The sequence below is a fragment of the Marinobacterium rhizophilum genome (genome assembly GCF_024397915.1).
In the GTDB taxonomy this organism is placed as follows: Bacteria; Pseudomonadota; Gammaproteobacteria; order Pseudomonadales; family Balneatricaceae; genus Marinobacterium_A; species Marinobacterium_A rhizophilum_A.
The window spans coordinates 2,565,675-2,582,983 of sequence record NZ_CP073347.1 but is presented as its reverse complement, the minus strand read 5'-3'; the positions used below and the strand labels follow the sequence as shown (position 1 = coordinate 2,582,983).

Sequence of the window (17,309 nt, the reverse complement as noted above, 5' to 3'; positions counted from 1 at the left end):
CGGGCGTGAACATCGGGGAAGTGGCGGAGCAAGAAAACGGCCTGAGACTTCAGGCCGTTGTGGTATTCAGGGGTTTTGGCTGCTGGCGGGCTTTTCCGGATCGGGTTCGTAATCCGGGAAGATGCTGTCCTGGGGGCGGTCTTCGATAGCGCAGCTCAGGCGTTCTTCAAAGCCTTCGACGGCCTGCAGCTGTTCAATCACCACTGAAGCCAGGTCCGGGCGCGACTCCACCAGTACGGTGGCGATGTTGATGGCCTGATCCGGCATGCTCTTGCAGCTGTGGCTGATATAGTCGCCGAAGGCATCGGCCACACGTTCCTCGTTCTCCAGTGTCTCGGCATTGGGTTCGGTGGAGTCTGCGGCAGCCGGGGCTGCTTCCTGATGGGCGCCGACCATGCCGTCATCCGTTTCGCACGCAGGAGCCACTTCGGGCTCGTCAATCAGGCTGTGCACATAGGCTTCGGTCACCTCGGTGGCAGCTTCAGGCATGGCTTCGGCCACAGTGTAAGCCAGGTCCGCCGCATGCTCGGGCATGATGTCCACCAGGCGAGTATAGAGATCCGCCGCGTGGTGTTCGGGGTAGGTCGCAGCCCGGTCAACCGGTCGCATCTCCTCCAGCCCCTCGGACAGGTGGCTGGCGTAGGTTTCGGCCACATCCAGCAGCATGTCGGATGCATCCTCGGCATAGGCTTCGGCGAAGGATTCGGCGGCGGTACCGATGATATCCAGAGTATGTTCCGGTACCGCTTCGGCGATAGCCACCAGGATGCCGGACAGCTGTTCCGGGCGCTCCTGGGCCAGCCAGGCGACCAGCTCTTCGGTGTTCTCGGGCGAGGCGGCGGCGAGGGCTTCGGCGATATCCAGGCTCAGTTCCGGGGCCGCGCCGGTAATGGCGGCATAGAGCCTGGCGACATCCACTTCTTCCACCTGGGTCAGTGCGGCGGCCAGCTGGGCCGCTTCCTCGGGGGCGCTTTCGGCCAGGGCAATGGCCATACGTACCGCGGCTCCGGGGTTGTTCTGAGCCACCTTCACGGCCACGGCGGCGGCATCGCTCAGGGGCTGCTCAGGTGCATGGTATTCGAAGCGCGGATCGATTTCGATCGAGCTGGAGCCGGTCATGCCCTGCATGACGAATTTCTCCTGCGCCTCTACCGGCAGGGCATGGCGCACCTTCATGCGGTAAACCACAAAGATCACCAGCAGACCTTCTAGCACTGCGAGGAACTGGAACAGGGCATCGTTACCGAACTTTTTCATGGCCAGGGATGCCGCATAGGGGCCGATAATGCTGCCCAGGGCATAGATGGCAATCAGGCCGCCCATGGCCGCCACCATGTCATTCTGCAGCACCTTGTCGAAGGTTTCCGAGATACTCATGGGGTAGATGCAGGCGATGATACCGGTGGTAATGGCGATCGCGAGCATCAGCGGATAGCGGCTGTCCAGCGCCGACAGCAGTGGCACCGACAGGCAGGCTCCGATGGTCACCAGCAGCAGTACGAAGAGCACGGTTCGACGGTCGAAGTGATCCGACAGAAAGCCCACCGGAATCTGCAGTATAAAGGCGCCAAAGATGGCGGAGGCCATAAAGAGTGACAGGTCGAAGCCGCTCAGTCCGTTGCTGGTGGCAAAGAGTGGCAGCATGTTCAGCAGGCCGCTGTAGAGCAGGCCACAGAAGAAGCAGGCCACGACCCCCAGGGGCGACAAGCGAAACAGGTCCAGCATCGACATGGAGCGAATGTCCGCTACGGCGGGGCCGGACTTGCGGCTCATGACGATAGGCACCAGCGCGAGCGCGAGCAGCATGCCGGCGACCATGAAAAGGGTCTGGGCGCTGGGGTCGGCCAGGTTCAGCAGGAACTGGCCGATGAAAAAGGCGCCCATGATAACGATCTGGTTGGCTGCCAGTATGCGGCCACGGGTTTTTGCCGTGGCGCTTTCACTCAGCCAGCTGTCGATGGCGGCAAAGGTACAGGCGATACAAAAGCCCATCAGCATGCGCATGGCGCCCCAGAGCCAGGCATTGGTCGACAGGCCACAGGCCAGGATACTGATGGCCGCCAGGGCCGCGACAGCGGCAAACATGCGGATATGGCCGGCGCGAATGATCAGCACCCGGCTATAAAGGCCGCCGAACAGCATGCCGACGGCATACATCGACAGCACCATGCCGATGGTGTCCGTATTCATGCCCTCAATACCCATGCGTACGGGTAGCAGCAGGCCGATAAGGCCGAAGCCGAGCATCATGATAAAGCAGCTCAGCAGCAGCGAAAACAGGGGGAGCAGGGTGACGAGCACGACGGGTTTCCAGACAAAGAGGGAGACAAGGACAGGCGCAATCTAGTTTTGCCGGCAGGCGAAGTCAAACACCCTGTAGTCAATCAGTGAATAAATCTGCAATCGGTTCCCGGGGCGGGATAATAGCCTGCTGAAGAGGACGCTGTTGTTGTCCACGGGTAATAGACAGTTGTGTGAGTACCGCAATACGCAGCCATCAGCTGCCCTGTGTTCCTGCTTACGGCATTGGCCGTTCGCGGCGGGACGCCGCTCCTACGAAAACAGGAAAGGCGTGGTGAGCCCGGCGGAGCGACAAAACGAGTTTTGTTCAAGGCACTGCTTTGATCGCTTGGTGTGACTCGAAGCTGCGACTCGAATCTGTGATTCGAGGATTGAATAGTCCGCTGAGGTTCAGCGCGATTGTTTTAAGCAAAGAGAGGAGTGGTGGATCTGAAAGCCCTCAGGCAGTGCACTACACAAGGACGCTCTGTGGCCGTTCGCGGCGGGACGCCGCTCCTACGAAAACAGGAAAGGAGTGGTGGGCCCCGCGGGCATCCAAACGAGTTTTACTCAAGGCACGGTTTTGATCGCTTTGTGTGACTAGAAGCTGCGGCTCGAATCTGCGATTCGAGGATTGAATAGTCCGCTGAGGACTGGCGCGGCTGTTTCGAATAGAGCGCGCAGTGGTGGGTCTGAAAGCCCGCAGGCGTTACAGCACGCAAGGAAGCTCTGTGGCTGTTCGCGGCGGGACGCGGCTCCTACGAAAACAGGAAAGGAGTGGTGGGCCCAGCAGGACTTGAACCTGCGACCAATCGATTATGAGTCGATTGCTCTAACCAACTGAGCTATGGGCCCGTCAAAGAGGGCGAATTATAACGGCTGCCGTGCACGGAGCCAATAGCCGTTTGAAATTCCTCCGGTTTTCTTGAGGGTAGCCGCTGGGGCCGGCGCGCAGGCAACAAAAAACCGCAGCCAGGAGCTGCGGTTTTTGGTATGCGCTACGCTGTGCGGCTTACTCGTCGAGGAAGCTGCGCAGGTGATCGGAGCGGCTGGGGTGGCGCAGTTTGCGCAACGCCTTGGCTTCGATCTGGCGAATTCGCTCGCGGGTAACGTCGAACTGCTTGCCGACCTCTTCCAGCGTGTGGTCGGTGTTCATGTCGATACCAAAACGCATGCGCAGCACCTTGGCTTCGCGGGCGGTCAGGCCGGCCAGAACTTCGCGGGTCGCTTCACGCAGGCCTTCGCCGGTGGCGGAATCCACCGGTGAGGACAGGGTGATATCTTCGATGAAGTCGCCGAGGCTCGAGTCTTCGTCGTCGCCGATCGGCGTTTCCATGGAGATCGGTTCCTTGGCGATCTTCAGCACCTTGCGGATCTTGTCTTCCGGCATGTCCATGCGCTCGGCCAGTTCTTCCGGCGTCGCTTCACGGCCCATTTCCTGCAGCATCTGGCGGGAAATGCGATTGAGCTTGTTGATGGTCTCAATCATGTGCACCGGAATACGGATGGTGCGTGCCTGGTCGGCAATGGAGCGCGTAATCGCCTGACGAATCCACCAGGTGGCGTAGGTCGAGAACTTGTAGCCGCGACGGTATTCGAACTTGTCCACCGCCTTCATCAGGCCGATGTTGCCCTCCTGGATCAAATCCAGGAACTGCAGGCCACGGTTGGTGTACTTCTTGGCGATGGAGATAACCAGACGCAGGTTGGCCTCGACCATTTCCTTTTTGGCGCGGCGGGCGCGGGCTTCACCAATCGACATGCGACGATTGATTTCCTTGATCTCGGCGAGGTCGATCTTGGCCTCGTCCTGGATCTGGATCAGCTTTTTCTGTGCCCGCTTCAGGTCTACCAGGTTACGCTGCATGGCGCCGGCGTAGGCCGGGCCTTTGGCGATGATTTCTTCAAACCACTGGGTATTGGACTCGTTGCCGGGGAAGGCCTTGATAAAGTCGCGACGGGGCATCTGGGCACGCTGGGTGCAGATGCGCATGATGGACCTTTCCTGTTCGCGGATGCGGGCAACGCAGGCGCGCACACGGGTTACCAGCAGCTCGTAGTAGCGCGGCGACAGCTTGATCGGCGAGAAGGCTTCGCCCAGGGTTGTCAGGGCTTCCAGTGCGGCGGGTGACGTGCGGTCACCGTTAACCAGCGCGAGGTTTACGGCTTCAAGCTTGTCCAGCAGGTTGGCGAAACGCTGGCGGGCTTCCTCGGGGTCGGGACCGCGGTCCTTTTCCTCGGTGTCGTCATCGCTGTCGTCGTCATCGTCGTCGTCATCGTCTTCGTCGTCTTCTTCGTCGACTTCTTCGGTCTCGGGCACTTCGAGTACGAAGTTGCTTTCGTCGGGATCGATGTAGCCGCTGAAGATGTCGCTCAGACGACCTTCTTCCTGCAGTGTGACTTCATAGGCGCCGAGCAGGGTTTCCACCGAGCCCGGGAAGCAGGCCAGGGCCGACATGACTTCGCGAATGCCTTCCTCGATGCGTTTGGCGATCAGAATTTCGCCTTCGCGGGTCAGCAGTTCGACCGTACCCATTTCACGCATGTACATGCGGACCGGGTCCGTGGTGCGTCCGGCATCGGAGTCGACAGCTGCGAGCGCGGCAACCGCGTCCTCGTCAGCTTCTTCGGCCGAGTCGCCTTCGGTCATGAGCAGTGTTTCGGCATCCGGAGCTTCTTCGGTAACGGAGATGCCCAGCTCGTTGATCATGCGGATGATGTCTTCGACCTGATCCGGATCAGCGATATCTTCTGGCAGATGATCGTTTACCTCGGAATAGGTCAGGTAACCCTGTTCCTTGCCTCGGGCGATCAGTTCCTTGAGACGAGATTGCTGCTGAGAGGTATCTGTCATAGAGGCCCTACGAGAAGATGAAAGATAGGTGGCGTAAAAGAGAGCGCGATATTATACATTCGAAGATGGCTTAAATCCAGTTGGCGCCGGTTACCGGCGCTGCACTCATTAAAAATAGACCAGATTCCGGCGGCGGGAGCGGCGCAAAGACGAAGATTAACTGTGCCGGCTGGTCAGCAGGGCGTTGAGTCGCTGCTTTTCGTCCTGGGTCAGGGGGGACTGGCGGTTTTTCTTCAGCAGCGCATCTAGCTCCATTTCCGGCCGGCGTTCGCGCAGCAGGCGGGCGATGGTGTCCTGCAGCTCGCGTTCGGCGCCCTGCTGCAGGGGGGTGTTGTGGGCGATTTCATTCAGCATCATCAGCCAGGCGGCGCGTTGCGGGTCTTCCTGCCAGTCGATGACCAGGGTGCCCAGGGAGGCGCCGGCGGTGCTCTGCAGATACCCCAGCAGGGCGATCAGCATATCGGCATTGCGCTCCGCCGTGCCCTGCAGTTCGCTGGCAGGCGGCAGGCTGGTGGCCAGCTCCGGGAAGTGCAGCAGGCAGGAGATGGCCTTGTCGCACAGGTCGAGGTTGCCGGTCTTGCCGCGGGCCCGGCTTCGCTGTCCGGGCATGCCGCTGTCCCCGCGGGGTTCGTAAAGCTGGCCTGCGTAAGGATCCGGCTCTGAGTGGCCGCCAGGGCGTGATCCTGCGCTGCGGTGGCTCGGGGAAGCCTGCTGGGTGGGCGGCTGTGGGCGTTCCGCTACCGCGCTGTCTGTGGTGGCCTGGTGCAGGTTGATGACGCTGTTGATCTGTTCCAGTGACAGCCCGGTGATTTCGCAGATACGCTCGAGCATCATTTGTTGCAGCAGGCTCGGCTGCATGGCGCGGATCAGGGGCAGGGCGCGGGTGCTGAAGCGTGCGCGGCCATCCATGCTTTCAAGATCCGCCTCCTCGGTCTGGGAGCGGAAGAAATACTCCGACAGCGGCTGCGACTGGTCGATGCGGGTCTGGAATGCATCCCGTCCTTCGCTGCGCACCAGGCTGTCCGGGTCTTCGCCTTCGGGCAAAAACAGGAAGCGCGCTTCCTGGCCATCGCGGATCACCGGCAGGGTGGTTTCCAGTGCGCGCCCGGCGGCCTTGCGACCGGCGGCATCGCCATCGAAACAGAACACCACTTCGGGGACGACCTTGAACAGCCGCTCCAGGTGCTGGGCGCTGGTGGCGGTGCCCAGCGTCGCCACCGCGTAGTGAATACCATGCTGGGCCAGGCCCACAACATCCATGTAGCCTTCCACGATCAGCAGGCGCTTGAGCTGGCTGTTGGTCTGGCGCGCTTCATAGAGGCCGTACAGCTCGCGGCCCTTGTGGAAAGTCTCGGTTTCGGGCGAGTTGAGGTACTTGGGTTTTTCGTCGCCCAGCACCCGGCCGCCGAAGGCGATGACGCGGCCGCGCATGTCCCGGATAGGAAACATGATGCGTTCGCGAAAGCGGTCATAGTGGCTGTTGCGCTCTTCGTTGTGGATCAGCATGCCGGCCTGCTCCAGCGCCTCGATACGCTGCTTGTCGCCGCCCAGCGCCTGCATCAGGTTGTCCCAGCCGGGCGGGGCGTAGCCAATACCGAAGGCCTTGGCGGCCTGGCCGCTGAGACCGCGTCCCTTGAGGTAGTTCACGGCGCTGTCACGCTGGGGGTGCTGGGTCAGCTGTTGCTGAAAGAAGCGCGCGGCTTCATCCAGGATGCCGTAAAGGTCCTTGAGCTGCTTTTCGCGCTGGGCCTGCTGCGGGCTGCTGTTTTCGCGCGGCACTTCCATGCCGGCCAGGCGGGCGAGTTCTTCCACGGCAACGGGAAAGTCGAGGCGATCGTATTCCATCAGGAAGCCGATGGCATTGCCGCCTGCGCCACAGCCAAAACAGTAGTAGAACTGCTTCTCGGGGCTCACGCTGAAGGAGGGGGACTTTTCCTTGTGGAACGGGCAGAGCCCGGAGTAGTTCTTGCCGGCGCGCTTGAGGCGTTCAACGCGGCCGTCGACGACGTCAATGATATTGACGCGGGCCAGAAGGTCGTCGATAAAATATTGCGGAATACGACCTGCCATTGCGGACCTGCTGAGAAAGATTCAGCGGGAGTTTAACCGGCTAGCTGGGCTTTTACGAGCTTGGATACGGCACCGGCATCGGCGCGTCCCTGAATCTGTGGCTTGATAATCGCCATGACCTTGCCCATGTCCTGCATCGACTGGGCAGCGGTTGTACTAATGGCCTGGGCAATCAGGTCGGCCAGCTCCTGTTCTGTCAGCGGTTGCGGCAGGAAAGTTTTAATCACCTCCAGCTCCTGGCGCTCTAGGTCTGCCAGATCCTGGCGACCCGCTGTGTCAAACTGCGAGATTGAATCGCGGCGCTGCTTCTGCATCTTGTCGAGCACGGCCAGCACGCGGGTATCATCCAGTTCGATACGTTCATCCACTTCGATGCGCTTGATCTCAGACATGATCAGACGGATGGTCCCCAGACGAGCCTTGTCTTTGGCGCGCATGGCAGCTTTCATCTCGGTGCTGATCTGTTGCTTGAGTTCAGACATCTATTACCCCTGAAAAGCGGTTGTTAGTCGATGAAACGGACTGAATGTACGGTCAACTCCAGTCGATCCGTCTAGTCGATTAGTAAAGGCGTACGCGGCGAGACTGCTCGCGGGAAACCTTCTTCATGTGACGTTTAACGGCTGCAGCAGCTTTGCGCTTGCGAACAGAAGTGGGCTTTTCGTAGAACTCGCGACGACGAACTTCAGCCAGAACGCCGGCTTTTTCGCAGGAACGCTTGAAACGACGCAGGGCTACGTCAAACGGCTCGTTTTCTTTAACTTTTACGCTAGGCATCTATCTTGGACCTTGCTGTTTGTGTCGGTTAAATGGGGTTTTTCTCTGCCTTCATTCTAGTCGCAAGTGGCACCTTGCGGGCAGCCATAGCTCCCACGACTCTGATGAAGGCGCAAAATTTTATATCGCAGGGGTCTGGCTGTAAAGTCCAGGCGGTGATATTGCGGCATTTTTGCGCGATAATGCCGCCATTGTGGCCCGCCTGACGGGCCTGTCTGGCGAAACACTGATAGCGGTTGGCGGCGATACTGATGCGAGTACTGGGAATCGAAACATCCTGCGACGAAACCGGCGTTGCAATCTATGACAGCGAGCAGGGGCTGCTGGGCGATGCGCTCTACAGCCAGATCGCCATGCATGCCGAATACGGCGGTGTGGTGCCGGAGCTGGCGTCCCGTGATCATGTGCGCAAGCTGCTGCCGCTGGTGCGTGAAACCCTGGCCCAGGCACGGCTGGACAAGTCCGAACTGGACGCCATTGCCTATACCGCGGGTCCGGGCCTGATCGGGGCGCTGATCGTGGGGGCCTCAACTGCCCGGGCCATGGCGCTGGGGCTGGGCATTCCGGCGCTGGGCGTACATCACATGGAAGGCCACCTGCTGGCGCCGATGCTCGAAGAAACCCCGCCGGCCTTTCCGTTCGTGGCGCTGCTGGTGTCCGGTGGCCATACCCAGCTGGTGCGGGTTGATGGTATCGGGCGCTATGAACTGCTGGGTGAGTCCCTCGATGATGCGGCCGGCGAGGCCTTTGACAAGGCCGGCAAAATGCTGGGGCTGGACTATCCCGGCGGGCCGGAGATCGCCAAGCTTGCCCAGCATGGCGATGCAGCGCGGTTTCGCTTTCCGCGCCCCATGACCGACCGGCCGGGACTGGATTTCAGCTTCTCGGGGCTGAAAACGTTCACCCTCAATACGGCCAACCAGCTGCGCGATGCCGATGGCCAGCTGGATGAGCAGAGCAAGGCTGACATCGCCGTGGCTTTTGAAGATGCGGTGGTGGATACCCTGGCCATCAAGTGCAAACGGGCGCTGCAGCAGACAGGCCTGCGCCAGCTGGTCATTGCCGGTGGTGTCAGTGCCAATGCCCGGCTACGGGAAAAGCTCGACGAGGTGGTGCGTCGTCAGCGTGCGTCGCTGTTTTATGCGAGGCCGCGTTTCTGTACCGATAATGGTGCCATGATCGCCTATGCTGGTTGCCAGCGACTGCTGGCCGGGCAATCCAGTGATCTTAAGATCAGCGTCTTTCCGCGCTGGCCCATGGATACGCTGCCGGCGATCTGAGGATCTGGGGAAAGGTAAAAGGGGCAAGGTGAAAGGTGTGAAAGGTGTGAAAGGTGTGAAAGGTGAAAGCGGCCAATATTCCCGACCCTTATTCAGTTAAGTCTGGCCTTTGTAATTCGTTATTCGTGATTAGAGCTTTCAGCCGTAAGCTTAAAGCTGTCAGCTTACGGCTGAAAGCTGCCGGTTTACCAATTACGATTCACCAATCACCAGAGCCGACCCTCCGGACTTCGCACCCCTAAGCCGCTAAAGCCTGGGCTCTACTCCCCGAAGCAGGCGGGAAATATTGTCGCGGTGGCGCAGCACCAGCAGCAGGCAGATCAGGCTGATGGCCAGTTGCTGCTCTGGCAGCAGCAGGTAGGTCGCCAGGGGGGTGACCAGTGCCGTGCCCACCGAGGCCAGGGAGGCCGTTTTGCCAATGGCCGCCAGCAGCAGCCAGGTGCCAAGCGCCAGCAGTCCCACTGGTGGGCTGAGTGCCAGGCAGAGCCCGAACGTGGTGGCAACACCCTTGCCGCCGCGCATATAGCCCAGCAGCGGGAATATATGGCCCAGCAGTACCGCCACGGCACAGGCTCCGGTCTGGTTCGGGCTCAGCCCTGCACGCTGGGCGAGGCTGATGGCGAGTGCGCCCTTGGCGACATCCCCCAGCAAGGTCAGCACGGCGGCCGTACGATTTCCCTGGCGCAGGACGTTAGTGGTCCCCGGGTTGCCGGAGCCCAGCCGACGCGGGTCCGCCAGGCCCATGGCATGACACACCAGCACCGCCGTGGGCACTGAGCCCAGCAGGTAGGCAGCGACTGCAATCAACAGTGGCAAGAGAGTGTCCGATCCCGGCATGGGCTTGTCCGTGACTCGCTCAACGGCTTGAGCCTATACCCTAATCCCAATTTCGCCGAGATACAAACAGGCCGGATCATGTTTTAAATCAATGGCTTGCTGAACGTCAGATGGAATGTGGGCAGGAATCCGGGACTAGCCGGGCAGGGGATATCGCGCGCCCGCGCGCCAATGGGCAGCGGTCAGTGATACTATATCAGCCCTGAAATCAGAGCTCCGTGGCGGCCCTTTTGGTCTGCCTGGGTTCTGTCTCTGAAAACATATATAAATCAGTTATTTATTAGGTTCTACGTGGATATAGTTTATAGCCTTGATGGGGTTTAGGTATAGCTCTATCTCACTATATAGTCTGTAATAACAGTAACTTGCGGAAGCTTGTCTTTAGTGGCGACAGCATATGGCATTGGCTAGTGGGAAAGAATTGGGAAATCACTTGCTAAAGTGAGCGTATCTCTCAACGAAAGATACGTACATTGAACTAAGTATGCATTAGGATTGGGTATCGTCCTCCGTGCTGATTTTTGATATGTGAAATGAATTGTTCTTCCGTGCTAGTAACTCAATAGAGTATTTAATAAATTCATTGTTAAATTGAGCTCCGCATACTTTAAATAGCTGTTTTCCTACCTCAGTAAAAATAGCTATTCCAGGGTGTAAGATAATAGGTTTATGATTTTTTGAATCGAATGTAAACTTGTGTTCAAAGTAATTTGCGGTAACTGTATTTTTTGAAATGTCTAGATAGTATTGTGCTGATTGTTTGAATTGAATTAAGCCTATTGAACTAAGGTGGTTTAACGTGGATGGGCTAATTCCTTTCTCGGAGTATATAGGGTCATAATCATCTAGAACTAATAAAGTTGGTTCATCGTCTATAACCCATGCAAATTGACATACGCTAGTGAAGAGCTCCGCATCTCTTTTATCCATAGATGCAACTTGATTGATTGTTCTCTTAGAAAAGGAGCCGGGATTAGTTGCTTCCCCAATAAGAATATTCGCCCAGAGTGACTGCATTAGTTCATCTGATACTAACTCACAATGGTTAAATAGGTGGTAGGTCCAATCCTCGTCTAAATCATTTACTTTAGCATTTATAGGAATATTAACAGCCGCTAATCTTATTGTTTTTTCAATGTTTCTTTGTTTTCTCTCTTCTGATCTTAAGAGTCTTTCTAGGCCTCTTAGTTTGATGTCAGATATTTCTATTTTACTCTGCTCCTTAATTATTGCTATTTTTGCCTCTGATTCGGCCATTCTTACTGCATGTTTTGGTTCGTACAGAATGGAACACGCTCGTGTTATACTTTCAATAAGTTTAATTCCTACATCAGATATTCCAGAAGTATTTATATCCACATTTAAGTTGACATCTAACATCTGCAGTCCCTGCTAAGTAAAGTTTAAACCCTATGCGCCGATTCTACTCTGTAGTAGCCGCTTTCTTGATTCTAGCTCAATAATATTGAGAAATTCATCTTAGCTTACTTCGCGCTGTTTGAAATAGTTGATGAGATCGGCCCACATGAGAATTTTTCGAGGCACTTCCATGCCTGGCGGGCGCCGATGTTGTTGCGGGCGTAGATTGAAGACAGATTGTCGAGCATCAGGGCTAAGTTCAATCTCCAATTATTGTATTTCAGTACCGAGCGATACTTGTGTGACAATGTCACAAATTTGCATGTAAGTTGATGCTGGTTCCTGTGACAACGTCACTCTTTACAGATCGGTTAAGCGAGTCTATATTTCTAGATATGTGACAACGTCACGATGTGATACGAGGCTTGAAATGATCTTGCGTGAGTTCTATGGATGCTATTTCTGAAATTCGATGTATTTATTTGAGACGTGCTACATGGGCCGTCTGCCGCGGGCGGTGTGTCCGGGACGCGCAGCTGCCTGCACACACCGCCCGCGGCAAGCCGGCTTGGAGAGCGCACCCGGAAAAGCGAAAGCAGCGACCATCATCATCCCCGCGTCACGCAGTACCTTTCACCGCTGCACCACTTGCGCCGTTTTGTGATGGTAAAACAGCCACCATCACAAAACCGGGGCGCTCACATTTGCTACCAGGCCGCGCAAGCTGCCCACAGAACAGGCCACGACCAGGCGCAAGCAAAGGGCTGAAAGTATGAAACACAGTGAACTGGCCTTTAAGTACCTCAGCAAAAAGCACCTGACTGAGGGGTGGCCGTGCCCCGAGAATGATGAGGTAGAGCTATCAAAATGGATAGCTGAAAACCTATCAGCTTCGCAGGCGAAGAAGCTCAAAGATGCAATCCGAAAAACTGCTAATCGTGAGACCAAGCCCAGTGTCGGAACGGTGCAGATCAGCAGGGCATACCTGGCAAAACTCAAGTATCTTTCTGAGCAGTTCGGAATGACTCAAACCGAAACGCTCGAAAGACTCATTGAAACCGAATATCAGTTCTACGCGAAGTACGACGAAGATTGTGTAGACGACAGGGAAAACACCGGAAGGGTGATAGAACTCGAAGCACCAAGTCTTGCCGCAGCCATGACTAACAATAGGTCACTGGCAGCGCAAATAACATCGCCACCAGAGAAAAGTAATCAGCCACACGCTGACAAAACCAGCAAGAACAGAGCAAAACGCAACAGGCGCAAAAAGCGTTAGAGCTATCGCGCCCTGCGAAAGTGGCTGCAACCACCCGCAGGGCTAAGCAAACCAGTATTGGAGCTACTGAAATGCCTATCGTCAATTTTCCCAGCCGCGACCCGAAATTGCTAGAAGAAATTCAAAGTGAGTATCAGCGGCTCAGATCTATAGAGAGCGCAATCGAAAGCCTGGCCGACATGGCGTATGAAGCAAACGACGCCGCAACTGTAGCGAACGTGCTGAGAGTGTTGAGTGGCGAACTGACTGCAAGTACTGACTGCATGCAAGAACTTGTATCACGCCTGGAGCGCTGACATGACGATCAGCAAAGAAGGGAACAACTGGAAGGTTGATATTCGGCCAGACGGCCACGCTGGGAAGCGGGTTATTCGCCGCTTTCGGACCAAGGCCGAAGCGACCCGCTTTGAAGCACACGTTATCGCCAGGGCTATAGAAAACAAACCCTGGAACCCGAAGGCCATTGATAGCAGGCGGCTGAGTACACTTATCGAGATTTGGGAGACAGAGCACAGCCCAACGATCAGTAGTGGCTGGAAGTATGCCCGTATCCTGAAAAGCATCTGCGAAGACCTTGGCGATCCGGTTGCCCGGCAGCTTACCCCTATGGCCATCAGCCAGTGGCGCAGCCAGCGGATGAAGCAAACCGCTGTTACGACCATCAATCAGAACTTGCAGGCATTGAAAGGGCTCTTCAACTGGCTCAGCAAGCGCGGGCACATCGACTACCCGAATCCGATGCAGCTTATCGAGAACATACGTACCCATGAGAGCGACAGGCCCTTTTTGAGCCATGAGCAGATTAAGACGCTGCTGGGCTATCTGCCCAACCATCCGCACCGGGACGTAGCGACTCTGATTCGCGTATGCCTGGAGACCGGCGCCCGATGGAGCGAAGCCCAGGGACTGACCCGCGAGCGTATCCACCCCAACCGGCTGATATTCACGCAGACAAAGAGCAAGAAAACCCGAGCGGTACCCATTAACCAGGAGCTATACGACCTGATTCTGTCGAATAGCGGCGCACCTCCCTTTCGGCACTGCGAAACCTCTGCCAGGGCGCTGCTGAACAGCCTCCTGGACTTGCCCAAAGGGATCTCTACCCATATCCTGCGTCACACATTCGCGAGCCACTTTGTGATGGCAGGTGGTAACATACTCACTCTGCAACGCATACTCGGTCATAGCAGTATTCAGATGACGATGCGTTACGCACACCTTGCCCCGGATCACCTGGAAGAGGCAACCCGTCTCAATCCTGTTTCATTGGGAAAGAATCGGGAAAGCGGCACTAAAGCTCAGTGATTATTTGCTGTTATATCAAAAGGTTAATGGTACTTAAGTGGATATAGTTTACATACGCGAGCTGCAGGTGCAGACCGTGATCGGGATTTACGACTGGGAACGCGAAGTGCGCCAGGCGGTAAGTCTTGATCTGGAGATGGGTACGGATATTCGTGAGGCCGCGGCCACCGAGGATATCGAGAACACGCTGAACTACAAGGCGGTGTCCAAGCGGCTGATTACCTTTATTGAAGGTAGCGAGTTCCTGCTGGTCGAAACCATGGCCGAAGAAATCGCCCAGCTGGTGATGCTGGAATTTGGCGTGCGCTGGCTGCGGCTGCGTCTGGGCAAGCCCGGAGCGATACGCGGAGCGCGGGATGTCGGCGTACTGATCGAGCGCGGGGAAGCCTTCTGATGGCACGGGTCTATGTCAGTATCGGCAGCAATATCGAGCGTGAACGCAATATTACTGCCGGGCTGGACGGGCTGGCACAGTCGTTCGGCGAGCTGATGTTGTCGTCGGTGTTCGAGAGCGAAGCGGTCGGCTTTGCCGGTGATCACTTCTACAACCTGGTGGCGGGGTTCGAAACCGCGTTGCCGGTGGGGGAGTTGTCGCGCCAGCTCAAGGCGATTGAAGATCGCAACGGGCGCTGTCGCCAGGGGCCCAAGTTCAGTGGCCGTACCCTGGATATCGATATCCTGACCTACGACGACAGCTGTGGTCGCATCGATGGTGTCGAGCTGCCCCGGGCGGAAATCCTGTTCAATGCCTTTGTGCTGCAGCCGCTGGCACAAATTGCGCCGGATGTTCTGCACCCGGAGACTGGTGTGTCCTATGCCGCACTCTGGCAAGGCTACGACAAGCAGAAGCAGCGCCTCTGGGCGGTGGATTTCAGCTGGCAGGGGCGTGCGTTCTCCAAAGCCTGACAGCGCACCTGCGGCCTGGGCTTACAGTGTGAGCCGGGCGCAGGCTTCGCGCTGGCGCCGTTTGAGCTCCTCCCCCAGGGCTTTCCCCTTGAAACCCTGCTGCATCAGTTGCGCTGGTGTCGTTGCGGTGAGAGCGCCTTGCAGTGCCTGCAGCGTATGCAGTGCGGGCGGGACGTCGAAATCGAGCCAGGTCGCCAGGCTGTCGAAGCAGCGCGCGAGGCTCGGTATGCGCTCGGGGCGGCGCAACAGGTCAAGACCGCTGGCAACGCCCAGGCGGGTATCGCCGTCTGCTGCTGCCAGCCGAAACAGGCTGGCCTGCTGGCTGCACACCAGTAGCGCCTGGTCCCGGTAAAGTCGCGGTGTTTTCAGTCGCAGGCAGAGGGCTTCGATCTGCTCGCGCAGCGGGGCGTCCTGTGTTGCCGGGGCTGCCTGCGTATCGTGCTGATGGCTGTGCTGCAGTGCGGCGCAACACAGCACCGCAAAACGCTCGCAGTTGTGCTGCAGTGCCGGCAGGCCCGCGGCCAGTGCAGGCCATTCAGGGCTCTGCTGCAGCGCTGAGAACTCGTCGAACAGCACTGCCAGGGCGCCACAGTCCTGCAGAACATCGATAAAGACACCGGGGCTGGGCTCGCCCAGGGCCCGGTCAAATTCCTGCCAGATGCGTTCCGCGCTCAGATAACCCAGCTCGCCACCTGTGGATAACTCTCGCATCAGTGCCAGGGTTTCGTCGGCGACCCGAAAGCCGCGACAGGCATAGCGGGCGGCAAATCGGGCCACGCGCAGCACGCGCAGCGGGTCTTCGGCAAAGGCGGGAGACACGTGGCGCAGGATCCGGTTCTCGAGATCCTGCTGACCGCCATAGGGGTCGGTCAGGCTGCCGTCGGCGGCCTCGGCCATGGCGTTGATGCTGAGGTCGCGGCGCAGCAGGTCCTGCTCCAGGGTGACATCGGGGCTGGCGTGATACACAAAGCCGCCATAGCCGTGGCCGGACTTGCGCTCGGTACGGGCCAGGGCGTATTCCTCGCCGCTGTCGGGATGGATAAACACCGGAAAGTCGGCGCCAACGGGCTTGTAACCCTGGGCGATCATCTGTTCGGCGCTGGCGCCGACAACCACCCAGTCGCGATCATAGACCGGGTGGCCGAGCAACCGGTCGCGCACGGCGCCGCCCACCAGGTAGATTTGCATCAGCGGCTGCACTTGTCCGGATGTTCCGCCTGCCAGGCCTCAAAGCCGCCATTGAGACTGTAAACCGCGTCGAACCCCACGTGGGCCAGCTGGCCGGCGGCATTCTGGCTGCTGAAACCGTGGTAGCAGCAGACGATCAGCGGCTTGTCCATGTCGCTGTCACGGATGAAGTCCTGCAAATTCTCGTTATTGAGGTGTACCGCGTTGGTGATGTGGTTCTGGGCAAAGCTGTCCGGATCGCGGATATCGGCGACGGTGGCGCCCTGTTCGATCAGGGCCAGGGCTTCCTGTCCCGAGATGCATTTGAATTCATCCATTGGAGAGTACCTTTGTCTTGGCAGTGCCGGATTTGGGCCTGCGGTTAGCGCTGCAATCGCAGGCGTAATAGCGCTGATCTTCAAGCCGCATGGCGGTGAGGCGGTTGCCCCAGACGCAGCCGGTGTCCAGCGAGAACAGCTTGGGGTGCTGCAGGCCGCCTTCGAGCGCGGCCCAGTGGCCGAAGATAATGCGCGCCTCGCTTGCCCGGCGCGGATGGCTGTACCAGGGCAGAAAGCCGCTGGGCTGGGTCTCGAGGCCACCCTTGGCGGCAAAATCGAGCCGACCCCGGTCATCGCAAAAGCGCATGCGGGTCAGGTAATTGGTGATGACGCGCAGGCGATCCCAGCCCTCCAGCTCCTTGCTCCAGCGATCCGGCGTATTGCCGTACATGTGCTGGAAAAAGGTTTTGGCATCGGGGCCTTGCAGTACGGTTTCCACTTCCCGGGCGCGGTTTCTGGCTTGCTTGAGTGACCAGTCCGGGGGGATGCCCGCATGCACCATCACGTAATCGAGCTGTGCATCGTGCACCAGCAGTGGCTGCTGCATCAGCCACTGCATCAGTTCGTCGCGATCAGGTGCCTCGAGGATCGGTCCCAGGGTGTCACTGCGCCTGGGCTGGGTAATGCCGTAGTGAATGGCCAGCAGGTGCAGGTCGTGGTTGCCCAGTACCACCCGGGCGCGGCTCCCCAGGCTGCGCACAAAGCGCAGCGTTTCCAGGGATTTGGGGCCACGGTTGACCAGGTCGCCGGCCAGCCAGAGCTGGTCGCTGTCGCCAAAGCCTACGCATTCGAGCAGGCTCTGCAGCTGATCGAAGCAGCCCTGGATGTCGCCGATTGCGTAGGTGGCCACGGCGTGC

The 17,309-nt window shown here is 58.0% G+C and carries 16 protein-coding genes and 1 tRNA gene; 6 read left to right on the top strand and 11 right to left on the bottom strand.

The window, feature by feature from the left end; translation table 11 throughout:
• Positions 1 to 66: 66 nt before the first annotated feature.
• From KDW95_RS11685 to rpsU, 6 genes are all read right to left on the bottom strand, one after another.
• The gene (locus tag KDW95_RS11685) at positions 67 to 2,301 is read right to left on the bottom strand and encodes an MFS transporter (protein WP_255856437.1); all 2,235 of its coding nucleotides are present in this window, start codon (positions 2,299 to 2,301) and stop codon (positions 67 to 69) included.
• 757 nt (positions 2,302 to 3,058) lie between these two features.
• Positions 3,059 to 3,135 (bottom strand) — tRNA-Ile (locus tag KDW95_RS11680).
• A 157-nt stretch (positions 3,136 to 3,292) separates the two neighbouring features.
• Positions 3,293 to 5,134, bottom strand: coding sequence for an RNA polymerase sigma factor RpoD (rpoD, locus tag KDW95_RS11675; protein WP_255856436.1), 1,842 nt, complete (start codon positions 5,132 to 5,134; stop codon positions 3,293 to 3,295).
• A 156-nt stretch (positions 5,135 to 5,290) separates the two neighbouring features.
• A complete protein-coding gene (gene dnaG, locus KDW95_RS11670) occupies positions 5,291 to 7,204 on the bottom strand; it encodes a DNA primase (protein WP_255856435.1) in 1,914 nt (637 codons plus the stop codon).
• A gap of 32 nt (positions 7,205 to 7,236) precedes the next feature.
• Complete coding sequence (locus tag KDW95_RS11665; protein WP_255856434.1) at positions 7,237 to 7,686, bottom strand: GatB/YqeY domain-containing protein; 450 nt, start codon at positions 7,684 to 7,686, stop codon at positions 7,237 to 7,239.
• Positions 7,687 to 7,765: 79 nt separating this feature from the next.
• Complete coding sequence (gene rpsU, locus KDW95_RS11660) at positions 7,766 to 7,981, bottom strand: 30S ribosomal protein S21 (RefSeq protein WP_083928421.1); 216 nt, start codon at positions 7,979 to 7,981, stop codon at positions 7,766 to 7,768.
• A 251-nt stretch (positions 7,982 to 8,232) separates the two neighbouring features.
• Here rpsU and tsaD point away from each other — a divergent pair, with 251 nt between their 5' ends.
• The gene (tsaD, locus tag KDW95_RS11655) at positions 8,233 to 9,261 is read left to right on the top strand and encodes a tRNA (adenosine(37)-N6)-threonylcarbamoyltransferase complex transferase subunit TsaD (RefSeq protein ID WP_255856433.1); all 1,029 of its coding nucleotides are present in this window, start codon (positions 8,233 to 8,235) and stop codon (positions 9,259 to 9,261) included.
• Positions 9,262 to 9,507: 246 nt separating this feature from the next.
• On the opposite strand, the gene plsY is transcribed toward tsaD, so the two are convergent.
• Complete coding sequence (gene plsY / locus KDW95_RS11650) at positions 9,508 to 10,077, bottom strand: glycerol-3-phosphate 1-O-acyltransferase PlsY (RefSeq protein WP_255856432.1); 570 nt, start codon at positions 10,075 to 10,077, stop codon at positions 9,508 to 9,510.
• A 510-nt stretch (positions 10,078 to 10,587) separates the two neighbouring features.
• Positions 10,588 to 11,478, bottom strand: coding sequence for a DUF2806 domain-containing protein (locus KDW95_RS11645; RefSeq protein ID WP_255856431.1), 891 nt, complete (start codon positions 11,476 to 11,478; stop codon positions 10,588 to 10,590).
• A gap of 751 nt (positions 11,479 to 12,229) precedes the next feature.
• Between KDW95_RS11645 and KDW95_RS11640 the strand changes: the two genes are divergently transcribed.
• The 5 genes from KDW95_RS11640 to folK all read left to right on the top strand — a co-directional run bounded on the left by KDW95_RS11640 (position 12,230) and on the right by folK (position 14,947).
• The gene (locus tag KDW95_RS11640; protein ID WP_255856430.1) at positions 12,230 to 12,736 is read left to right on the top strand and encodes a hypothetical protein; all 507 of its coding nucleotides are present in this window, start codon (positions 12,230 to 12,232) and stop codon (positions 12,734 to 12,736) included.
• Positions 12,737 to 12,807: 71 nt separating this feature from the next.
• Complete coding sequence (locus tag KDW95_RS11635; RefSeq protein ID WP_255856429.1) at positions 12,808 to 13,032, top strand: hypothetical protein; 225 nt, start codon at positions 12,808 to 12,810, stop codon at positions 13,030 to 13,032.
• A gap of 1 nt (position 13,033) precedes the next feature.
• Entirely contained in the window at positions 13,034 to 14,041 is a 1,008-nt protein-coding gene (locus KDW95_RS11630; RefSeq protein WP_255856428.1) for a phage integrase, read from the top strand.
• 37 nt (positions 14,042 to 14,078) lie between these two features.
• Positions 14,079 to 14,435 carry a dihydroneopterin aldolase gene (gene folB, locus KDW95_RS11625; RefSeq protein WP_255856427.1) on the top strand — a complete coding sequence of 119 codons (357 nt, stop codon included), beginning with the start codon at positions 14,079 to 14,081 and terminating at the stop codon, positions 14,433 to 14,435.
• Complete coding sequence (gene folK, locus KDW95_RS11620) at positions 14,435 to 14,947, top strand: 2-amino-4-hydroxy-6-hydroxymethyldihydropteridine diphosphokinase (RefSeq protein ID WP_255856426.1); 513 nt, start codon at positions 14,435 to 14,437, stop codon at positions 14,945 to 14,947. Before folB ends, folK begins: the two co-directional genes overlap by 1 nt.
• Positions 14,948 to 14,968: 21 nt before the next feature.
• Here folK and KDW95_RS11615 read toward each other — a convergent pair whose 3' ends face one another.
• The 3 genes from KDW95_RS11615 to KDW95_RS11605 are packed head-to-tail and all read right to left on the bottom strand — an operon-like array spanning position 14,969 to position 17,302.
• Positions 14,969 to 16,135, bottom strand: a complete 1,167-nt coding sequence (locus KDW95_RS11615) for a hypothetical protein (RefSeq protein ID WP_255856425.1) — start codon at positions 16,133 to 16,135, stop codon at positions 14,969 to 14,971.
• Positions 16,135 to 16,452 carry a thiosulfate sulfurtransferase GlpE gene (gene glpE, locus KDW95_RS11610; RefSeq protein ID WP_255856424.1) on the bottom strand — a complete coding sequence of 106 codons (318 nt, stop codon included), beginning with the start codon at positions 16,450 to 16,452 and terminating at the stop codon, positions 16,135 to 16,137. Before glpE ends, KDW95_RS11615 begins: the two co-directional genes overlap by 1 nt.
• Positions 16,445 to 17,302 carry a symmetrical bis(5'-nucleosyl)-tetraphosphatase gene (locus KDW95_RS11605; RefSeq protein WP_255856423.1) on the bottom strand — a complete coding sequence of 286 codons (858 nt, stop codon included), beginning with the start codon at positions 17,300 to 17,302 and terminating at the stop codon, positions 16,445 to 16,447. The genes glpE and KDW95_RS11605 overlap by 8 nt, the downstream gene beginning before the upstream one ends.
• Positions 17,303 to 17,309 lie beyond the last annotated feature (7 nt).